Genomic DNA, 18874 nt, shown 5'->3' on the forward strand with positions numbered 1-18874 from the left:
GGTAGTGATGCCATCCATCCGGATGGGCCGCGCGAATGGATGCGCAGACGGTCAACCACTGAACAGGAGAACTGACACCGTGAATACAACCAGATTGCTAACCATAGCGCTGACCATGGGATTGGCGAATGCAGTCCAGGCAGCCCCTGTGCTCCATTTCTACAACTGGTCTGACTATATCGGCGAGACCACCCTCAGCGATTTCCAGCAGGAGACCGGGATCAAGACCGTCTATGACGTATTTGACTCCAACGAAACCCTGGAAGGCAAGTTGCTGACCGGACGGACCGGTTACGATCTGGTGGTGCCCTCAAATAATTTCCTCTCCAAGCAGATCAAGGCGGGGGCTTTCCAGAAGCTGGACAAGAGCTTGCTGCCCAATCTGGCCAACCTGGATCCCGTGCTGCTCAAGCAGCTCGAGAAGGTGGATCCGGGCCATCAGTACGCGGTGCCCTATCTGTGGGGAACCAACGGCATCGGCTACAACGTCGACAAAATCAAGGCGGTGCTGGGGGTCGACAAGATCGACTCCTGGGCGGCCATCTTCGAGCCGGAAAACATGGAGAAGCTCTCCCGTTGCGGCGTCGCCTTCCTCGACTCGGCAGACGAGATGATCCCGGCTGCCCTCAACTACCTTGGACTGAACCCCAACAGCCAGGACGCGGCCGATATCAAGCGCGCCGAGGCGCAGTTGCTCAAGGTGCGCCCCTATGTGGCCTACTTCCACTCCTCCAAATACATAGGTGATCTCGCCAACGGCGATATCTGTGTGGCAGCGGGCTTTTCCGGCGACATCTTGCAGGCGGCAGCCCGTGCCGACGAGGCCGGCAAGGGGGTGAAGATTGCCTACAGCATTCCTAAAGAGGGGGGCAATCTCTGGTTCGACATGATGGCGATCCCGTCTGATGCCACCAATGTCAAAGAGGCACATGCTCTCATCAACTATGTTCTGCAGCCCGAGGTGATCGCCAAGGTCAGTAATTATGTGGGCTATGCGAACCCCAATGCCAAGGCTGGCGAGTTCATGGATGAGACGGTGCGCAATGATGAGGGGGTTTATCCGCCTCAGGCTGTGCTGGAGCGGCTCTATGTGCAGGAGGCACATTCCCGCGCGGTACAGCGTCAAATCACCCGGAGTTGGAGCAAGATCAAGTCCGGTACCTGACCTTGGTGCCCGCTCTGGGGCGCCAAATCGCTTTTATGGATTGGCCGTGAGGCCAGTATCACGTTAGGGAGTTTGGTAATGGCGATAGCCTCCAGTGCCTACAAGAAAGCCCTTGAGGGCAGTCAGCAGCGCAAAGAAGTGCTGGTGAAAATTGATCGGGTAAGCAAGCAGTTCGACGAAACGCTGGCGGTCGATAACGTATCTCTCAATATTCACAAGGGGGAGATTTTCGCCCTGCTCGGCGGGTCCGGTTCCGGCAAATCGACCCTGCTGCGGATGCTGGCCGGTTTCGAGCGCCCGACCGAGGGGCGGCTGTTCCTCGACGGGGTCGACATCACCGATATGCCCCCCTATGAACGCCCCATCAACATGATGTTCCAGTCCTACGCCCTGTTCCCCCATATGACGGTGGCCCAGAACATCGCCTTTGGCCTCAAGCAGGATGGCCTGCCCAAAGCCGAGATCGATGCCCGGGTGGAGGAGATGCTCAAGCTGGTACAGATGACCCAGTATGCCCGCCGCAAACCGCATCAGCTCTCCGGTGGCCAGCGCCAGCGGGTGGCGTTGGCTCGCTCGCTAGCCAAGCGTCCCAAGTTGCTGCTGCTGGATGAACCCATGGGGGCGCTCGACAAGAAGCTGCGTTCCAAGATGCAGCTGGAGCTGGTTGAGATCATCGAGCGGGTCGGGGTTACCTGCGTCATGGTGACCCACGATCAGGAAGAGGCCATGACTATGGCGGAGCGGATCGCCATCATGCACCTCGGCTGCATCGAGCAGATCGGCAGCCCGATGGATATCTACGAGACTCCGGCCAGTCGGCTGGTGTGCGAATTTATCGGCAACGTCAACCTGTTTGACGGCCTGCTGGTGGAGGATGAACAGGACCACGCCACCATCGCCTGCGCCGATCTGGAACAGCCCATCTATGTGGGCCACGGCATCAGCTCTCGCGCCGAAAACAAGAAGGTGACCTACGCCCTGCGGCCGGAAAAACTGCTGATGAGTCTGCAAAAGCCGGAGGAGATCGAGCACCCGGACTTCAACTGGACCAAGGGTGAGGTCTATGACATCGCTTATCTGGGCGGTCACTCGGTTTATCACATCCAGCTGCCCTCGGGCAAAATCGTTCAGGCTTTCATCGCCAATGCCGAACGCCACGGCAAGCGGCCAACCTGGGATGACCAGGTGTTCCTCTACTGGGAAGATGACAGCGGCGTGGTGCTGCAATCATGAAGTTCTTGCAACGACTGAAGCGGGTCGGGGGGCGCCGACTGGTGATTGGCATCCCCTTCTTCTGGCTGTTCCTCTTCTTCCTGCTGCCCTTTGTCATAGTGGTAAAGATCAGTTTTGCGGAAGCGGATGTGGCGATCCCGCCCTACACCGACGTGGTGAGCTGGGCCGACAATCAGCTCACCATCCTGCTCAATATGGGGAACTACCTGCTGCTGCAGGAGGATGAGCTCTATATCGCAGCCTATCTGGGCTCCCTCAAGATGGCCTTCGTCAGCACCCTGCTCTGCCTGTTGATTGGCTATCCGATGGCCTACTCCATCGCTCGGGCCAACAAGGAGACCCAGACCGTTCTGCTGTTGCTGATCATGATGCCGACCTGGACCGCCATTCTGATTCGGGTCTATGCGTGGATGGGGATCCTCAGTAACAACGGCCTGCTCAACAGCGTCTTGCTGGGGATCGGGCTGATTGACGAACCGCTGCAGATCCTCAATACCAACCTGGCGGTCTATATCGGCATCGTTTACTCCTATCTGCCCTTCATGGTGTTGCCGCTTTACGCCAATCTGGTCAAACACGATCAGAGCCTGCTGGAGGCGGCCTCCGACCTGGGGGCCCGCAACCTGACCCGTTTCTGGCAGATCACTGTGCCGCTCTCCAAAAACGGCATTATCGCCGGCTGCATGCTGGTGTTTATTCCGGTGGTGGGGGAGTTCGTTATTCCGGAAATGCTGGGCGGCCCGGAGACCCTGATGATCGGTAAGGTGCTATGGCAGGAGTTCTTCAACAACCGCGACTGGCCGGTCGCCTCTGCACTGGCGGTGGTGATGCTGGCGGTGCTGATCATTCCGATCATCCTCTTCAACCGTAACCAGGCCAAAGAGCTGGAGGGCAAGGCATGATGAGACGTTTCGGTTTTGCCAAGCTGATGCTCTGGCTTGGGCTGCTGTTTATCTACCTGCCCATGATCATCATGGTGATCTACTCCTTCAACGCCTCCAAGCTGGTGACGGTGTGGGGCGGTTGGTCGCTCAAGTGGTACTTCGGCCTGCTCGACAACAAGCAGCTGATTGGATCCGTGTTCCGCTCGCTGGAGATCGCCTTCTACACCGCGATCGCCGCGGTGGCGCTGGGGACGGTGGCCGCCTTCGTGCTGACCCGAATTCCCCACTTCCGTGGTCGAACCCTGTTCGGTGGCATGGTGACGGCACCGCTGGTGATGCCCGAGGTGATCACCGGTCTGTCGCTGCTGCTGCTGTTCGTGGCGATGGCCCAGCTGGTGGGATGGCCCGCCGAGCGGGGCATGTTGACCATCTGGATCGCGCACACTACCTTCTGTACCGCCTACGTAGCCATCGTTGTGTCGGCGCGGTTGCGGGAGCTGGATCTCTCCATCGAGGAGGCGGCCATGGATCTTGGCGCCAAGCCGTGGAAGGTGTTCTTCCTGATCACTATCCCGATGATCGCCCCCTCGCTGGCGGCTGGCGGCATGATGTCGTTTGCCCTGTCGCTGGATGATCTGGTGCTGGCGAGCTTCGTCTCCGGCCCGGGCTCCACCACCCTGCCGATGGAGGTCTTCTCGGCGGTGCGGCTCGGGGTTAAACCCGAGATCAACGCGGTGGCCAGCCTGATCCTGCTGTCGGTATCGCTCTTTACCTTCGGCAGCTGGTATCTGATGGCCAAGGCGGAGAAGCGCCGTCGCGCCGAGATAGCCATGACCACCCAGATGCAGGCCGTCGTCTGACGCCATGATAAGATCCGCCTACTCTCGTCAACCTGGAGGATGAGTATGCGGATCTTCCTTTTTAGCGGTCGTGGCACCGAGCTGGTGCCCGGCCTCACCAGCGCCATTCACAAGCAACCGATCTCTGCACCAGTTCGCTGTACCTTTGCCGGTCTGGAAGGGGATGAGCAGTGTGACACGCGCCACCACGGTGGCCCGGATCGGGCGCTCCACTACTATCCGGCCGATCACTATCTCTGGTGGCAGACCTGGCAAACCGCGCTGGGCTTGCCTGCGCCACGTACAGCCTGGCAACCTGCCGCCTTTGGCGAGAACCTCTCCGGTCTCGGGCTGACCGAGGTGCAAGCCTGCATTGGCGATGTCTATCGACTCGGCGAGGCGCTGATCCAGATCAGCCAGCCGAGATCCCCCTGTTTCAAGCTCAACCAGCGCTTTGGCTATGGCCAGATGTCGCAGGTGATACAACTGAATGGCCGTTGTGGCTGGCTGCTGCGGGTGCTGGAGGAGGGGATGGTGTCGCCGGAGTCGGCCATGGAGCTGGTAGACAGACCCTATCCCGAACTGACGGTGAAGCGCACGGCGGATATCCTGTTCAATCAGGTGCGCAATGAAGCGGATCTGCTGATGTTGCTGGAGAATCCGGCCCTTTCCCCAAACTGGCGCCAGCATGCAGCCGACTGGCTGGAGCATGGCACTGTGGCTGACTGGCAGCGCCGTCTGCTGGGACCGGCATCCCTGCGCCTGGCCTGACAGCCGGTTACCGGAATGTCACCAGCTGGCTGCAGCCCGGTAAACGGATGAAAAGAGTGCTGAATAGTTGAGCGAACGGCACTTTTTTTCCTGCCAAACGCAAAAAAGGCTTGTGTCGGGTCTGGGCTTTCGGTAAATTCCCGTCCCGCAGACATCGGTGTGTAGCGCAGCTTGGTAGCGCACTTCGTTCGGGACGAAGGGGTCGGAGGTTCGAATCCTCTCACACCGACCAAATTTGAAAAGGCCGCTCAATAGAGCGGCCTTTTTGCATTTATCCTTCCTGTTTTCCTAATTTTCTTTAGCTGCTGACCTGTTACCTGGCCAAGTGACCTGACCTGCTGTATGCAGGGGCGAAGCAAGACCACAGACATTAAAAGGGCCACCGCTCGGTGGCCCATCGGTGGAGTCTGATCCTGACTCCGGCACTCTAGATTGTGGCAATCTCGCTATGGGTCTTGTCTATGGTGCCCTCCTTGCGCGCCAGGCGCTTACTCAGATATGCCAGTGCTGATGCCGCAAAGCCTTGAAACTGTGTTGAGGCAGCAAGGCCGCGTGCTTGGGGTACTCACTAATGAAATGTTCTATTCCCTCCATCAGTTGTGCACGTAATGAAATCACGGGCTCATGCCAGGCTTGCAGGCATAAATGGCCGGGGATCAACTGCTCCTGATAATCTTCCAGCAGCTGCTCTGGCCAGGGTTCAATACCGGAATTGCGTTGCAGCAAATAGTGGGCGGCGGGTTCACGGGCATAAATGAACTGAATTTGGGCCAGATCGCGTTGGCATAGCGTTTGACTGTTGATATGACAGGTCAAATATTTTCCCGTTTTCAGATCCAGAAAGTGACCGCGTTGCCGACAGGGAACGATGCGATACCAAGGCAGGGGTGAGGAGAGAGAATACCCCTCAAGCTCCTGTTCCAACCAGTGGCGACACTCGGGTGTCTGCACCTCGTCGAGCATGGACTCGAGCTGTGTCAACAAGGCTCTGGATGGTTTGATGGCCAGTTTCGCACTCATCGCCTGCAATCCTCCCTCTGCACACAATCCCGACTATCAGTATGGACCTTGTTCGGCCAGAGGGGGTAAGGAATCTAATGATTAAAAGTGGATTAGCCGCGTGGTTTTTATGCACTAACTTGGTTCAACCCACCAGATAGGTACCAGTGCCGAAGGCGATGTGGGTGCCCTCTTCGTTGTGCAGCTCCATCCGGGCGACGGCCACCTTGCTGCCGGCCCGGATGATGTGGGCGGTGGCAATAAACTCGTTGCCGCGCCCCGGTCGCAGGTAATCCACCCGCAGATCTATGGTGCCGAGGCGGGAGAAGCGCTCCTTGAGATAACTGGGGGAGAAATCTTCCAGATCGTCGATGCAGGAGGCCGCGACTATCATGCCGCCCGCCACGTCGAGCAGAGCTGCAGTGACGCCACCGTGCAGGATGTTGTGGAAAGGGTTGCCGATCAGCTTGTCGTCCATCTTGATGCGCAGTTCCACCTTGTCGAAGTCGTAGTGGGTCACCTGCATGCCGATCAGCTTGTTGAACGGCATCTTCTCGGCAAACAGGTTGGCAATGCCACTGAGCGCCATCTTCTTGAGCATCTGTTTCATTCTCTGATCCCAATCCTTGTCATCAAAGCCGAGTAAAAACTCCAGCCAGTCTGCAACAGTTCTTTAACAGTCGCAATGGCAGGTTTATTGTGGGCGGCGGCTGCTTTAGAATGGCGACCCCAAAGGAGAGCCCATGACCGCGATTGCCGAAACCCTGCCAGATCCTCAGCCAGAGAGTCCGCTTGCCCTGCTGCAGGCGGTCTTCGGCTATCAGCAGTTTCGGCCGGGTCAGCTCGAGATCATCGAGCAGATCGTCGCGGGGCGCGATGCGTTGGTGCTCAAGCCTACTGGCGGCGGCAAGTCGCTCTGCTACCAGATCCCGGCACTGCTGCGGCCCGGGCTCGGTGTGGTGGTCTCTCCCCTTATTTCGCTGATGAAGGATCAGGTCGACAGCCTGCGCGCCAACGGCGTAGCGGCGGTCTACATCAACTCGGCCCTTAGCCGGGAGGAGATGATCCAGAACTTCGCCGCCATGCGTCGCGGCGAGATCAAGCTGGTCTATGTCTCCCCCGAGCGACTGTTGCAGCACGAGTTTATGGATCGGCTGGCCGAGCTGCCGCTCGGGCTGTTCGCCATCGACGAGGCGCACTGCGTCTCCCAGTGGGGCCACGATTTCCGGCCTGAGTATGCGGCGCTGGGGCGCCTCAAGCAGTGGTTCCCGCAGGTGCCGGTGGTAGCGCTTACGGCCACCGCCGACGAGGCGACCCGCAGCGATATGCTGCACCGCCTAGAGCTGAACGATCCCTTCATCCACACTGCCAGCTTCGATCGCCCCAATATCCGCTACAGCCTGGTGGAGAAGTTCAAGGCCGCTGAGCAGTTGCTGCGTTACGTGCAGAGCCAGAAGGGCAACTGTGGCATCGTCTACTGCTCCAGCCGCAACCGGGTGGAGGAGGTGGCCGAGCGGCTATCCCGCCACGGCTGCAAGGCGGCGCCCTATCATGCGGGGCTGCCGCTCGAGCAGCGCCAGCAGACGCAGGATGCCTTCCTCAAGGATGACATCGAGATAGTGGTGGCGACGGTGGCGTTCGGTATGGGCATCGACAAGCCCAATGTGCGCTTCGTGGTGCACTACGACATCCCGAAGAACATCGAATCCTACTATCAGGAGACCGGTCGCGCCGGGCGCGATGGCACTCCCGCCGAGGCGCTGCTGCTCTACGATCCCGCCGACATCGGTCGGGTGCGCCGTCTGCTCGACAACATCGAGAACCCGCAGCAGCTGCAGGTGGAGCAGTACAAGCTCAACGTGATGGCCGCCTTTGCCGAAGCGCAGACCTGCCGCCGTCAGGTGCTGCTCAACTACTTCGGCGAGTACAACGACAAGCCGTGCGGCAACTGCGATATCTGTCTCGATCCGCCCAAGAGCTATGACGGCACTGAAGATGCCCAGAAGGCGCTCTCCTGCGTCTGGCGGGTGGGACAGAATTTCGGGGTGGGTTATGTAGTGGAGGTGCTGCGCGGTTCCCTCAACCAGCGCATCAAGGATCATGGCCACGATAAGCTGTCGACCTACGGCATCGGCAAGGATCAGAGCCACGAATACTGGATGAGCGTGATCCGCCAGCTGATCCACAAGGGGCTGCTGACCCAGAACATCACCCGTAATCTGGTGCTGCAGCTGACCGAAGCGGCCCGCCCCGTGCTGCGTGGCGAGGTGAAGCTTGAGCTGGCGGTGCCCCGACTACAGCCCATCTCCAGCCGCAAGGAGAAGCGCAACGGTCTGCTCGACAATGCCAACTATGACAAGCGGTTGTTCAAGGAGCTGCGCGGTCTGCGCAAGCAGATTGCCGAGGATGAAGAGGTGCCGCCCTACGTGGTGTTCAACGATGCGACCCTGGTGGAGATGGCACAGCTGATGCCGATGACCGAGGACGAGATGCTGGCCATCAACGGTGTCGGTCACCGCAAGCTGGAACGTTTTGGCGAAGCCTTTATGGACCTGATCATCGACTACTGCCGTCGTTAGGGTCGATTAGGCAGCCTAATCGACCACGGTAAGCGCGGCTCGGAAGAACCTGGGGTCAGACGCGAGGTTATTTCAGGCTGGCGTAGAAGGCCGCCAGATTGTCGATATCCGCATCGGTCAGCGGCGCCATGAAGGGGTCCATCAAGGGCTCTTTGCGGGTGCCATCCTTGAACGCTTTCAACTGTTTCACCAGATAGGCGGCATTCTGACCCGCCAGATGGGGATAGTTGGGGATCATTGCCTTGCCTTCCACGCCGTGACAGGCGGCACAGGCCGCTGCCTTGGCTTTGCCGGCTTCTATATCGGCAGCCTTGGCCTGATGACCCCACGCCAGTGCCAGCAAGGGCAGGGCATATACCCATTTTTGCATCTTCTTCTCCTTGAATTGAAAAATGATGGTTGCCAGTTAGCGCAAGCATGGCTGACGGCAGTATAAAGAGTGACACGAGCATACGCAGGGACGAATGGCACAACCATGAAGCTGATCAACACTTTTGCGACCGAGTTGCCCTGGGCCTGTGAACCCGTGGTCCCCCAGCCGCTGCAGCAGCCCCGGTTGCTTCATCTCAACCGGGCTTTGCTGGATGAGTTGGGGCTGGGAGGCGTCAGCAAGGCTGACTGGATCGCCTGTTGTGGCGAGGGAAAAGTGCTGCCCGGTATGCAGCCGGTAGCGCAGGTCTATGCGGGCCATCAGTTTGGGGGTTATAGCCCGCGGCTTGGGGATGGTCGCGCGCTGCTGCTGGGTGAGCAGCTGGCGCCGGATGGCCAGCGCTGGGATCTCCACCTGAAGGGGGCAGGGAAGACGCCGTTCTCCCGTTTTGGTGACGGTCGCGCCGTGCTGCGCTCCAGTATTCGCGAGTATCTCGCCTCCGAGGCGCTCCATGCTCTCGGCATCCCGACCACGCGAGCGCTGGTGCTGGTGGGCAGTCAGGAGCCTGTTTATCGCGAGCAGGTGGAGACCGGGGCGACCGTGCTGCGTACCGCCCCCAGCCATCTGCGCTTCGGCCATATCGAGTATTTCGCCTGGAGCGGGCAGGGAGAGAAGATCCCGCCACTCATCGACTATCTGCTGCGCCACCACTTCCCCGAGCTGGAGAGTGGCGCCGAACTGTTTGCCGAAGTGGTGCGCCGCACCGCGCGGTTGATTGCCAAATGGCAGGCTGCGGGGTTCTGTCACGGGGTAATGAATACCGACAACATGTCGCTGCTCGGCCTGACGCTGGATTACGGGCCATACGGCTTTATCGATGCCTACGTGCCCGATTTTGTCTGCAACCACTCGGACCCTGCGGGCCGCTACGCGCTGGATCAGCAGCCCGCGGTCGGTTACTGGAATCTGCAAAAACTGGCGCAGGCGCTGGCTGGCCATGTAGACGGTGATGCGCTGGCTGCAGCGTTGGCCCAGTACGAGCAACAGCTGATGCTGCACTACTCCGAACTGATGCGGGCCAAACTCGGGCTGGCGGTGTGGGAGGAGGATGACCCGGCGCTGTTCCGCGAGCTGTTCCGGTTGCTGGCGGCTAACAAAGTGGATTACCACCTGTTCCTTCGCCGTCTCGGTGAGGTGACGCAAGAGGGGGGGGGGCCTGCATCTCTGCTGGCCCTGTTGCCTGAACCAGTGGGTTGGCAGGCGTGGCTGGAACGCTATCGGGCGCGGCTGATGCGCGAAGGCAGCGAGGATGCCGTGCGTAAGGCGCAGATGGATGCCATCAATCCCAAGTATGTACTGCGTAATGCGCTGGCCCAGCAGGTGATAGACGCCGCCGACGCAGGGGATATGCAGCCGTTCGAGCGGCTGTTCGCCGCCTTGCAGCGCCCCTTTGATGAACAACCCGAATATGAGGATCTCGCCACCCCGACTCCGGCATGGTATTGCGGTGGTGAGCTCTCCTGCAGTAGCTGAGAGATTGGGCATGAGTTGGCAAATCAAACAGGTAGATAGCGAAGCTGGCGTGGTGACGCTGGATTGTCCGGCGCTCGACTGGGACACGTTTCCGCTGTTGGCGCAGGCCTTGCTACGAGATTGGGAGCTGCAGCCGCTCGAGCAGGATGCGGGGGCCGACCGCCATAGCTGGTTGCTGGAGTTTGAAGGGAGCCAGTTTCGGCTGGAGTACGAACACTACAGCGGCTGCTGGCTGGAGGCGGTGCGCCCGGCGGATCGGGAGGCGCTGCTCTGGCTCGCCAGACAGCACAAGCTGTGACTATCGCCCACAAGGCTTGCTCTGCCGCTGGCCAACCTGGACAAGCGTAATCGCATAAAGATTGAACTATCGGTTTGGGGGCGTATAATCTCGCCCCTCGATTATCGCCAATGGTGGCGATATGGGTTCCCTAACCCCATTAACCAAAAAGGTCACAAGATGAATCTGACCCCTGCGCAGTACCAAACGGCGCTCGTTCGCCTGTCGTTGTTCCACATTCTGATCATTGCCAGCAGCAACTATCTGGTGCAGCTGCCGATCACCGTGTTTGGCTTCCACACCACCTGGGGGGCGTTCAGCTTCCCGTTTATCTTCCTGGCGACCGACCTGACAGTGCGGATCTTCGGTGCCGGTCTGGCGCGCAAGATTATCCAGACCGTGATGTTGCCAGCACTGGCGGTCTCCTATGCGCTCTCCGTACTCTTCTTTGAAGGGAGCTTCCAGGGCGTTGGTCATCTGGCCGAGTTCAACCTGTTCGTGGCGCGTATCGCGCTGGCCAGCTTTATGGCCTATCTGGTGGGGCAGTTCATGGATGTGGTGGTGTTCAACCGCCTGCGTCTGCTCAAGCAGTGGTGGATTGCACCTGCGGCCTCCACCCTGTTCGGTAATCTGGTTGATACCATCGCTTTCTTCAGTGTGGCCTTCTGGCGCACCACAGATCCTTTCATGGCAGAGCACTGGGTCGAGATCGCAACCGTCGATTACGTATTCAAGTTGCTGATAAGCCTTGGTTTGTTCGTGCCGCTCTACGGTGTCTTGCTGCGCTACCTCAGCCGCAAGCTGGTGGGCGAGGCCGGATTATCCAGCCTGCAAACGGCCACCCGGCAAGCCTGACGAGATTGACCACCCTTCGCGGTGGTCAATTTTTTTGCACTTTCTGCAAATAGCGCTTGCCTAGTTAAATGAGAATGATTATTGTTAACTTGTTTTCCGGGAAAGACTTCATTCGTTCCAACGTGATGGACTTCTTGTGAAGGCACGACATTGCTCACATTGCTTCCAGTTAAGGGCCAGTTTATCTGGCCCTCTTTTTTTGTCATTTTTCAGCAAGTTGCAGGCATAAAAAACGGGAGCCAAGGCTCCCGTCGTCACGCTGTCTGTGGCTTACTCGATATCGAGAGCCTCGGGGGAGAGGATCACCCCTGTGGTATCGGCGTAGAGGTGGTCGTCAGGCAGGAAGGTCACGCCACCGAAGTTGACCGGCAGATCGGTCTCCCCTACATCCTTGCTGTCGGCACCGACCGGAATGGCTGCCAGTGCCTGAATGCCGATGTCCAGATCTTCCAGAATATCGACTTCGCGGACGCAGCCGTAGCAGACAATCCCTTCCCAATCGTTCTCGGCCGCCGTGGTGGCGATGTCGCTGTCGATCAGAGCTCGGCGCATGGAGCCACCGCCATCGATCAGCAAGACGCGTCCCAGTCCGTTCTCTTTGACGAGTTCACGTATAAGACCATTCGATTCGAAGCATTTGACGGTGGTGATGACGCCGCCGAAAGAGGCGCGGCCGCCGAAGGAGCAGAGCATGGGTTCAAGCACATCCACCATGTCCTGATAGATGTCGCACAGTTCAGAAGTATTGTATTCCATAGTGTCAAATCCACGGCTGGAAACAGGTGCAACCAGTATAAGGAGTGGGTGTGGCATTTCAATGAATATTCCTTGCACAGATCACCTGTCGCCGCTTTTCTGCATAAGCTCAATGCAGTTCACTGCCTGTTTGCGAGAGGTCCATCGTGCTTATCCGTCATAAGTTGATCCTGAATACCGTGCTGGTTGCCGTTGCCATGCTGGTACTGAGCGGCCTGTTTATCTACTCCAGCCAGGTGCACCGTCACCTGACCGAAGCCCAGCGCAATATCGACCAGCTGGAGATCGCCATGCTCAACCTGCGGCGGGCCGAGAAGGATTTTCTGATCCGCAAGGATATGACCTTCGTCGAGCGCTTCAATCAGGGGCTGTCTGACTTTCACCTGCACAATCGGGAGCTGCTGACCGATGACAATCTGGCGGCCGTCGAGGGGGAGCTGACCAGACTGGATCAGCAGATCAGCGGCTATGGCAAGGCCTTCAACGATCTGGTGGCCCAGCAGCAGAAGATTGGTCTGGGGCCGGAGGAGGGGCTCTATGGCAAGTTGAGGGCGGCGGTGCATGAGGTGGAGAATGGGCTCAAGCAGCTGGATCAGCAGGGGTTGCTCATCACCATGTTGCAGCTGAGACGGGCGGAGAAGGACTTCATGCTGCGCTCCGATATCCAGTATCTGGAGCGTTTCGAGACCTTGCACAAGAGTTTTCAGGATAGCCTTGCCACCTTGCCGGAGGGGGATCGCGGCAGGTTGGAGCAGGCCAGCAAGCAGTACCGGCAGGACTTTGTGGCGTTGGTGCAGGGGATGCAGATACTGGGGCTGAAAGAGGATGAGGGGCTGCGCAACCAGATGCGGGATCTGGTGCATCAGACCGAACAGGGGTTTGCCGCCGTCGATCAGCACATTGTCGCTGAGCTTGAGCGGCAGAGCGCTCGCCTCAACAGCCTGATGCTGGTCTGTGGCGGGGTGATTGTGGTGCTGATCGGCATCATGAGCGTGCTGCTGGGGCGCAGCATCGACCGTCCCATTACTCAGGTGAATGATACCGTCAACCGCATTCGTCAGGATAATGACCTGCGCCTGAAGATAGAGTTGCGCGGGGCAGATGAAATGGCCCAGCTGGCAGGCAATCTCGACGTGATGCTGGGTGGGTTTCGCGATCTGATCGGCGATGTGAAGCAGAGCGTGCACACCCTGACTGAAGCGGCGGATCACCTCTCGGCCAACGTCAAGCGCACCAGTGAAGGGGCGGCGCGCCAGCTGCAGGAGACTGATATGGTGGCGACCGCGTCCACCGAGATGGGATCCACCATCGAAGAGATCGCCCGCAACACCGAGCAGGCGGCCAACAATGCGCAGGCGACCAACAACAAGGCGATGGAGGGGCGGACTGCGGTCGAGAATACTGTCGAGCAGATCCGCTCGCTGGCGGGCAATCTGGAGAGTTCATCCCGCGAGGTGAGCCAGCTGCAAAAAGAGAGCGAGACCATCGGCTCCGTGCTCGATGTGATCCGCGGCATTGCCGAGCAGACCAACCTGCTGGCCCTCAACGCAGCCATCGAAGCAGCTAGGGCAGGGGATCAGGGGCGCGGCTTTGCGGTAGTGGCCGATGAGGTGCGCAATCTGGCCATCCGTACCCAAAAATCGACCCAAGAGATCGCCGGCATCATCAGCTCGCTGCAGAAACAGACCGGCAGCATCGTCGATGTGATGGCGACCTGCCGCGAGCAGGGCAACCGCAGCTCGGATCAGGCCAGTACTGCAGGGGAGTTGTTGGGGCAGATCACTCAGGATGTTACCCATATCATGGACATGAGCACCCAGATTGCCGCCGCCATCGAACAGCAGAGTCTGGTGGCCAACGAGGTGAACCGCAACGTCAACAACATCCGCGACATCGCCCAGGAGTCGAGCATCATGGCAGAGGAAAATGCGAGATCCAGCGAGGGCCTCAACGAGCAGGCCCAGCTGCTCAACAAGGCGGTGGCAAAATATCGGGTTTAGTGAGCGGACTGGCATCCTTGTGAGGTTTTTGCACCAGAGTGGCAATGATTTGATCGTAATGGCTGTTATTGGGGTAATTCGCTCATATAATCGCCGCCACTATGATGATTCGGAAGGATTCGATGGCAAAGTTGCTGGTGGCCGTATTCGGGCTGCTCTGTTCCTGTCTGGTGTTGGCAGGTTCGGCGCCTCAGGCTACCCCACTCAAGCCCGGCATGGAGCCGCTACTCAGCTGGTTCAACGGGGCCTTTACGAGCCGGGAGCAGGCTAGTTACGACAGCCGCTTTACCAGTGCCGAGCTGCGCCTGATGGAGATCTGGCCCGGCTATCAGGGCTATCGCTGGGTCTATGCCGAGCAGTATCTGAGCATGCGCTCCATTCGCCCCTTTCGTCAGCGCATCTATCGCTTCTCACCCGCCCCTGACGGGCGGATCCTGATGGCCGAACTGACCATGCCCCGTGCCACCGATTTTGCCGGTGCCTGGCATGATCCCGCCCTGCTCGACAGCCTGACCCCACAGCAGCTCTCCTTGCGCCACGGTTGCGAGATCTGGCTGACCCGTACTCCCTTCGGCGAATATGCCGGTCACACCCGGGTGGGCCACTGCTCCACCGATTTTGGTGGTGCAACGACGCTGGTGCAGCATATCTGGATTGGTCCCGACAGCGTCAGATTGCTGGATCGCGCCTATGACAACGCAGGGAGCCCGCGCTGGGGTAGCCCGGGTGAGGGATATGTCTATTTGCGTCGTTCCAAAGGGTTTGGCCAGTAGGGGAGAGTGCGTCTGGCTGCGGGAACATGAAGGATGAAAAACAGGGATCGTAAAAAAGGCGCCCATTGGGCGCCTTTTTCAGAATTCTTCAGAAGTAAAATTACTTCTTGGTGGTCATCGCACCGAAACGCTTGTTGAACTTGTCTACGCGGCCGCCGCTAGAAACTTCTTTCTGCTTGCCGGTGTAGAACGGGTGGCACTCGGAGCACACGTCCAGGTTCAGATCTTTACCGATGGTAGAGAAAGTGTTGATGACGTTACCGCAAGAGCACTTGGCGGTGATGGCTACGTAGTCAGGATGGATACCAGCTTTCATGGACAACCTCAATTAATAGGCCGTGTCGCCATCCGATCTCTTGTCGGACACCACACGATTGTTGAACACAGTTTCAAAGGCTGCGAATAATATAGGAAATGCCTGAGATCAGGCAAGTGGCTTCGCAGAAAAAATAGGCAACCCCTGGTGAATTCTTCCCAAACGCTGGATCTGGTTCGTGTCGCTGTCCCGGTACCGTTACGCCGTCACTTCGACTATCTCTCTCCCCTGCCGTTACCTGCCCCCGGTTGCCGGGTCGAGATCCCTTTCGGTCCCCAGACCCTGGTCGGGCTGGTGGTGGATCATCCGGCCGACAGCCAGGTGCCCCGCAACAAGCTCAAGCCCATCAAACGGGTATTGGACACGGCTCCGGTGCTGGGGCCGGATATTTTGGCGCTGATGAACTGGAGCGCCAGCTACTACCAGCATCCGCTGGGGGAGGTGCTGCCCCACGCCCTGCCGGTGCTGGTGCGCAAGGGGGAGCCTGCCGCTTATCGTGAACTGGAGTTCTGGTTTGCCACCGAGGCTGGCATGGCCATCGACCTTAACGAGCTCAAGCGGGCGGCCAAGCAGCAGCAAGCGCTCGCCCTGCTGCGCAAGGGGCCGCAGACACCTTCCGCCCTCAAGCAGGAGGAGATCCAGAGCGCCGCTCTCACCGCGCTGGAGAAGAAGGGGCTGCTGGAGAAGCGTTCGCTGGAGCCGAGCCACGATGGCGATTGGGCTGCCCGCTTTGAGCCGGGGGAGGGGCTACGCCTCAACGGCGAACAGGCGCTGGCTGTCTCTGCCGTTACCAGCCAGAGCGACAAGTTCGGCGCCTTCCTGCTGGATGGCATCACCGGCTCCGGCAAGACCGAGGTCTATCTGAGCATCCTCGAACCCCTGCTCAAGGCGGGCAAGCAGGCGCTGGTGATGGTGCCGGAGATCGGCCTCACCCCGCAGACCATCAACCGCTTCCGGCGCCGCTTCAACGTGCCGGTGGTAGCGATGAACTCCGCCATGAACGACAGGGAGCGGCTCGACGCCTGGCTCGCCTGCCGAGACGGCGGCGCCGCCATCCTGATCGGCACTCGCTCTGCGGTGTTCACCCCGTTTCACAACCTCGGCATCATCATCATCGATGAGGAGCACGACGGCTCCTTCAAGCAGCAGGACGGTTTTCGCTACCACGCGCGGGATCTGGCGGTGATGCGGGCCCATCGTGCCGGTATTCCCATTTTGCTTGGCTCGGCTACACCGTCACTGGAGACGCTGCACAACGCCCGCACCGGCAAGTATCACCACCTCACCCTGACCCGTCGCGCCGGTAACGCCCAGACCGCCCGTCAGGTGATCCTGGATATCAAGAGCGTGCGGCTGCAGGCCGGGCTCTCTCCCCAGCTGGAGCAACTGATGGCAGAGCATCTGGCGGCGGGCAATCAGGTGATGCTGTTCCTCAACCGCCGTGGCTATGCCCCGGCTCTGATTTGCCACCAGTGCGGCTGGAGCGCCGCCTGTGAGCGCTGCGATGCCTGGTACACCTGGCATCAGGCCGGGCGACGGCTGCACTGCCATCATTGCGACAGCGTGCGCCCCTTGCCCCACCACTGCCCCGAGTGTGGCAGCAACGAACTGATCGGATCCGGGGTCGGCACCGAACAGCTGGAGCAGCTGCTCACCACGGTGTTCCCGCAATATCCGGTGGTGCGCATCGATCGGGACAACACCCGTCGCAAGGGGGAGCTGGAGACCCATCTCGGCGACATCAAGGCGGGCAAGTACAAGATCCTGATCGGCACCCAGATGCTGGCCAAGGGCCACCACTTTCCGGATGTGACGCTAGTGGGTCTGCTGGATGTGGATGGTGCCCTGTTCAGCGCCGATTTTCGCGCCGCCGAGAAACTGGCCCAGCTTTACACCCAGGTGGCGGGCCGCGCCGGTCGCGCCAGCAAACCCGGGTTGGTAGTGCTGCAGAGCCATCATCCGGAGCACGCCCTGCTGCAGGATCTGACCCAGAACGGTTACGGCCACTTCGCCGATACAGCGTTGAAAGAGCGCCGCCTGTTGGGGCTGCCGCCCTTCAGCTATCAGGGGCTGTTCCGCGCCGAGGCCAACGGCCGCGACGAGGTGCAGCTGTTCCTCGCCCGCCTCGCCGATACCCTGCGCAGCGCCCGCTATCCCCACGTTCAGGTGCTGGGGCCCATCAGCGGCTTTATGGAGCGCAAGGCGGGCAAGTTTCGTATGCAGTTGCTGGTGCAGGGGCCGAATCGGGCACCGCTGGCCCAACTGCTGGATTGGGCGGTGAAGGAGCTGGAAGGCTGGCCCGAGACCAAAAAGGTGCGCTGGAGTCTGGATATCGACCCCACCGAGCTGAGTTGATGGTGGCACCGGCGCCGGTCGCTGGCAGTTATCGTCAGCGACCGATGGGTGATTTCATTTCAAGGCTCAGACCCGCAGATCGATCTGCTGCACCCAGCCTCCTTTACCCTGTTCGGTGAGATAGAGGCCGGATTGGCGCAGCACCCCCTGATTGCCGCTCTCCCCCAGATGGTTGAAGGGGGTGTCGAGGGGGCGCAGCAGGATGGCGCCGATCCCCAGTTCGACCAGCGCGATAGGTGCGTGCTCCGGATGCCAGAACTGCAGGGCTGAAAACTGGCTATCCCCCTCATCCAGCACCCCGTTGCCATCCTCATCCAGGGTGGCCAACTCGCCGAAGCCATTGCCGGAGCGAGCACCAAACAGCTCACCCCCATCGTCTATGGTGCCGTTGCCATTGCGATCCAGCGCCACAAAGCCGCTCCCTTCACTCAAGCCCGGCAGGCTATCCTCTTTGCCATCCTGATCAATATCGAAAGTGACCCGTGCCTCGGTCAGATCGGCAATCTTGCCATCCAGACTGAGCACCAGCGGGTCTTTCAGGGCATTGAGGGTGGTGCGCCGCTGGCTCACCTCCAGCTGACGCCAGTCGAGTACAAAGCCGAGATCGAGCTGAATAGTCTGACCATCCCGAGTCGCTACGCTGGCCGATGCCACCACGTTGAGCTGCTCCTGTTGCAGCAGGGTGTCGGTTACTTCCACCAGTTGATCCGGCTCGGCGGCTTGAGCCGCGGCATCTCCTTGGGTTACTCCATCGCCTCCCTCTTCGGAGGGGTTGATCGGCTTGGGCAGCTCGATTTCGTGGCCCAGCATCGCCTCAATCATCAGCTTGATCAGTCGCTGGCGGTTATCCAGCCCATCATCGGGAATACCATCCTGCTCTTTGCCGACGTCCGCTGCGGGCGGGGCGGGAGGTGTTGTCGCTTGCTTGCTGGCGGCGGATTGCCTCGAGGTTTGCAGCATCAGGGCGCTGGTGAGGGTCAGGGTGCTACTGCGTTCGCCGGCCACTGCCGCGTTGTTGCCTTCCGGTGGATTGACGGCGGGTGGCACTGGCCCGAGGTTGCGCACCTTGCGGCTCTGGGCCTGCTGTTGCCGGTATTGCACCTCCCCCTGGAGGTCGTAGTGATCGATGCGCATACGTTCGCCCTCGGCGTTATACATCTGGTCAGTTA

The 18874-nt window shown here is 59.7% G+C and carries 18 protein-coding genes and 1 tRNA gene; 13 read left to right on the top strand and 6 right to left on the bottom strand.

Annotated elements, in window-relative coordinates:
- Window positions 1-79: 79 nt before the first annotated feature.
- From ACTG2G_RS11855 to ACTG2G_RS11880, 6 genes are all read left to right on the top strand, one after another.
- Window positions 80-1165, top strand: coding sequence for a polyamine ABC transporter substrate-binding protein (locus ACTG2G_RS11855; protein WP_201937656.1), 1086 nt, complete (start codon window positions 80-82; stop codon window positions 1163-1165).
- A gap of 78 nt (window positions 1166-1243) precedes the next feature.
- Window positions 1244-2398: a polyamine ABC transporter ATP-binding protein gene (gene potA, locus ACTG2G_RS11860; RefSeq protein ID WP_005340704.1), complete on the top strand. Its 1155-nt coding sequence runs from the start codon at window positions 1244-1246 to the stop codon at window positions 2396-2398.
- Window positions 2395-3300, top strand: a complete 906-nt coding sequence (locus ACTG2G_RS11865) for an ABC transporter permease subunit (RefSeq protein ID WP_181496993.1) — start codon at window positions 2395-2397, stop codon at window positions 3298-3300. Before potA ends, ACTG2G_RS11865 begins: the two co-directional genes overlap by 4 nt.
- Entirely contained in the window at window positions 3297-4142 is an 846-nt protein-coding gene (locus ACTG2G_RS11870; protein WP_407705117.1) for an ABC transporter permease subunit, read from the top strand. Before ACTG2G_RS11865 ends, ACTG2G_RS11870 begins: the two co-directional genes overlap by 4 nt.
- 45 nt (window positions 4143-4187) lie before the next feature.
- Window positions 4188-4892: an MOSC domain-containing protein gene (locus ACTG2G_RS11875; RefSeq protein WP_421387087.1), complete on the top strand. Its 705-nt coding sequence runs from the start codon at window positions 4188-4190 to the stop codon at window positions 4890-4892.
- 155 nt (window positions 4893-5047) lie between these two features.
- Window positions 5048-5124, top strand: a tRNA-Pro gene (locus ACTG2G_RS11880).
- Between the two features lie 260 nt (window positions 5125-5384).
- On the opposite strand, the gene ACTG2G_RS11885 is transcribed toward ACTG2G_RS11880, so the two are convergent.
- Together ACTG2G_RS11885 and ACTG2G_RS11890 are read right to left on the bottom strand one after the other, a co-directional pair.
- Window positions 5385-5912: an AbiTii domain-containing protein gene (locus ACTG2G_RS11885; RefSeq protein WP_005356927.1), complete on the bottom strand. Its 528-nt coding sequence runs from the start codon at window positions 5910-5912 to the stop codon at window positions 5385-5387.
- Window positions 5913-6036: 124 nt separating this feature from the next.
- A complete protein-coding gene (locus ACTG2G_RS11890) occupies window positions 6037-6501 on the bottom strand; it encodes a thioesterase family protein (protein WP_421387089.1) in 465 nt (154 codons plus the stop codon).
- Window positions 6502-6634: 133 nt separating this feature from the next.
- On the opposite strand from ACTG2G_RS11890, the gene recQ reads away from it, so the two are divergent.
- Window positions 6635-8470: an ATP-dependent DNA helicase RecQ gene (gene recQ, locus ACTG2G_RS11895; protein WP_042081697.1), complete on the top strand. Its 1836-nt coding sequence runs from the start codon at window positions 6635-6637 to the stop codon at window positions 8468-8470.
- A 67-nt stretch (window positions 8471-8537) separates the two neighbouring features.
- Here the strand turns inward: recQ and ACTG2G_RS11900 are convergent, their stop codons facing one another.
- A complete protein-coding gene (locus ACTG2G_RS11900; protein ID WP_421172444.1) occupies window positions 8538-8840 on the bottom strand; it encodes a c-type cytochrome in 303 nt (100 codons plus the stop codon).
- Between the two features lie 105 nt (window positions 8841-8945).
- Between ACTG2G_RS11900 and ACTG2G_RS11905 the strand changes: the two genes are divergently transcribed.
- The 3 genes from ACTG2G_RS11905 (at window position 8946) to ACTG2G_RS11915 (ending at window position 11505) form a co-directional block, all read left to right on the top strand.
- Window positions 8946-10373, top strand: a complete 1428-nt coding sequence (locus ACTG2G_RS11905; RefSeq protein WP_439985464.1) for a protein adenylyltransferase SelO — start codon at window positions 8946-8948, stop codon at window positions 10371-10373.
- 10 nt (window positions 10374-10383) lie between these two features.
- Entirely contained in the window at window positions 10384-10671 is a 288-nt protein-coding gene (locus ACTG2G_RS11910) for a DUF3630 family protein (protein ID WP_439985465.1), read from the top strand.
- 159 nt (window positions 10672-10830) lie between these two features.
- The gene (locus ACTG2G_RS11915; RefSeq protein WP_005340680.1) at window positions 10831-11505 is read left to right on the top strand and encodes a 7-cyano-7-deazaguanine/7-aminomethyl-7-deazaguanine transporter; all 675 of its coding nucleotides are present in this window, start codon (window positions 10831-10833) and stop codon (window positions 11503-11505) included.
- Between the two features lie 270 nt (window positions 11506-11775).
- Here the strand turns inward: ACTG2G_RS11915 and rraA are convergent, their stop codons facing one another.
- Entirely contained in the window at window positions 11776-12261 is a 486-nt protein-coding gene (rraA, locus tag ACTG2G_RS11920; protein ID WP_005340678.1) for a ribonuclease E activity regulator RraA, read from the bottom strand.
- A gap of 146 nt (window positions 12262-12407) precedes the next feature.
- On the opposite strand from rraA, the gene ACTG2G_RS11925 reads away from it, so the two are divergent.
- Both ACTG2G_RS11925 and ACTG2G_RS11930 read left to right on the top strand, forming a co-directional pair.
- Window positions 12408-14261 carry a methyl-accepting chemotaxis protein gene (locus ACTG2G_RS11925; RefSeq protein WP_429204513.1) on the top strand — a complete coding sequence of 618 codons (1854 nt, stop codon included), beginning with the start codon at window positions 12408-12410 and terminating at the stop codon, window positions 14259-14261.
- 122 nt (window positions 14262-14383) lie between these two features.
- Window positions 14384-15034: a chromophore lyase CpcT/CpeT gene (locus ACTG2G_RS11930; RefSeq protein WP_429204515.1), complete on the top strand. Its 651-nt coding sequence runs from the start codon at window positions 14384-14386 to the stop codon at window positions 15032-15034.
- Window positions 15035-15134: 100 nt separating this feature from the next.
- On the opposite strand, the gene rpmE is transcribed toward ACTG2G_RS11930, so the two are convergent.
- Window positions 15135-15350 carry a 50S ribosomal protein L31 gene (gene rpmE / locus ACTG2G_RS11935; protein WP_005340673.1) on the bottom strand — a complete coding sequence of 72 codons (216 nt, stop codon included), beginning with the start codon at window positions 15348-15350 and terminating at the stop codon, window positions 15135-15137.
- Between the two features lie 147 nt (window positions 15351-15497).
- On the opposite strand from rpmE, the gene priA reads away from it, so the two are divergent.
- The gene (priA, locus tag ACTG2G_RS11940) at window positions 15498-17705 is read left to right on the top strand and encodes a primosomal protein N' (RefSeq protein ID WP_439985466.1); all 2208 of its coding nucleotides are present in this window, start codon (window positions 15498-15500) and stop codon (window positions 17703-17705) included.
- A 66-nt stretch (window positions 17706-17771) separates the two neighbouring features.
- Here the strand turns inward: priA and ACTG2G_RS11945 are convergent, their stop codons facing one another.
- On the bottom strand, window positions 17772-18863 hold the full coding sequence (locus tag ACTG2G_RS11945; protein ID WP_164461655.1) for a hypothetical protein: 1092 nt from the start codon (window positions 18861-18863) through the stop codon (window positions 17772-17774).
- Window positions 18864-18874: the final 11 nt, after the last annotated feature.

It is taken from the genome of Aeromonas sp. 55A (genome assembly GCF_051919665.1).
GTDB lineage: Bacteria > Pseudomonadota > Gammaproteobacteria > Enterobacterales > Aeromonadaceae > Aeromonas > Aeromonas veronii.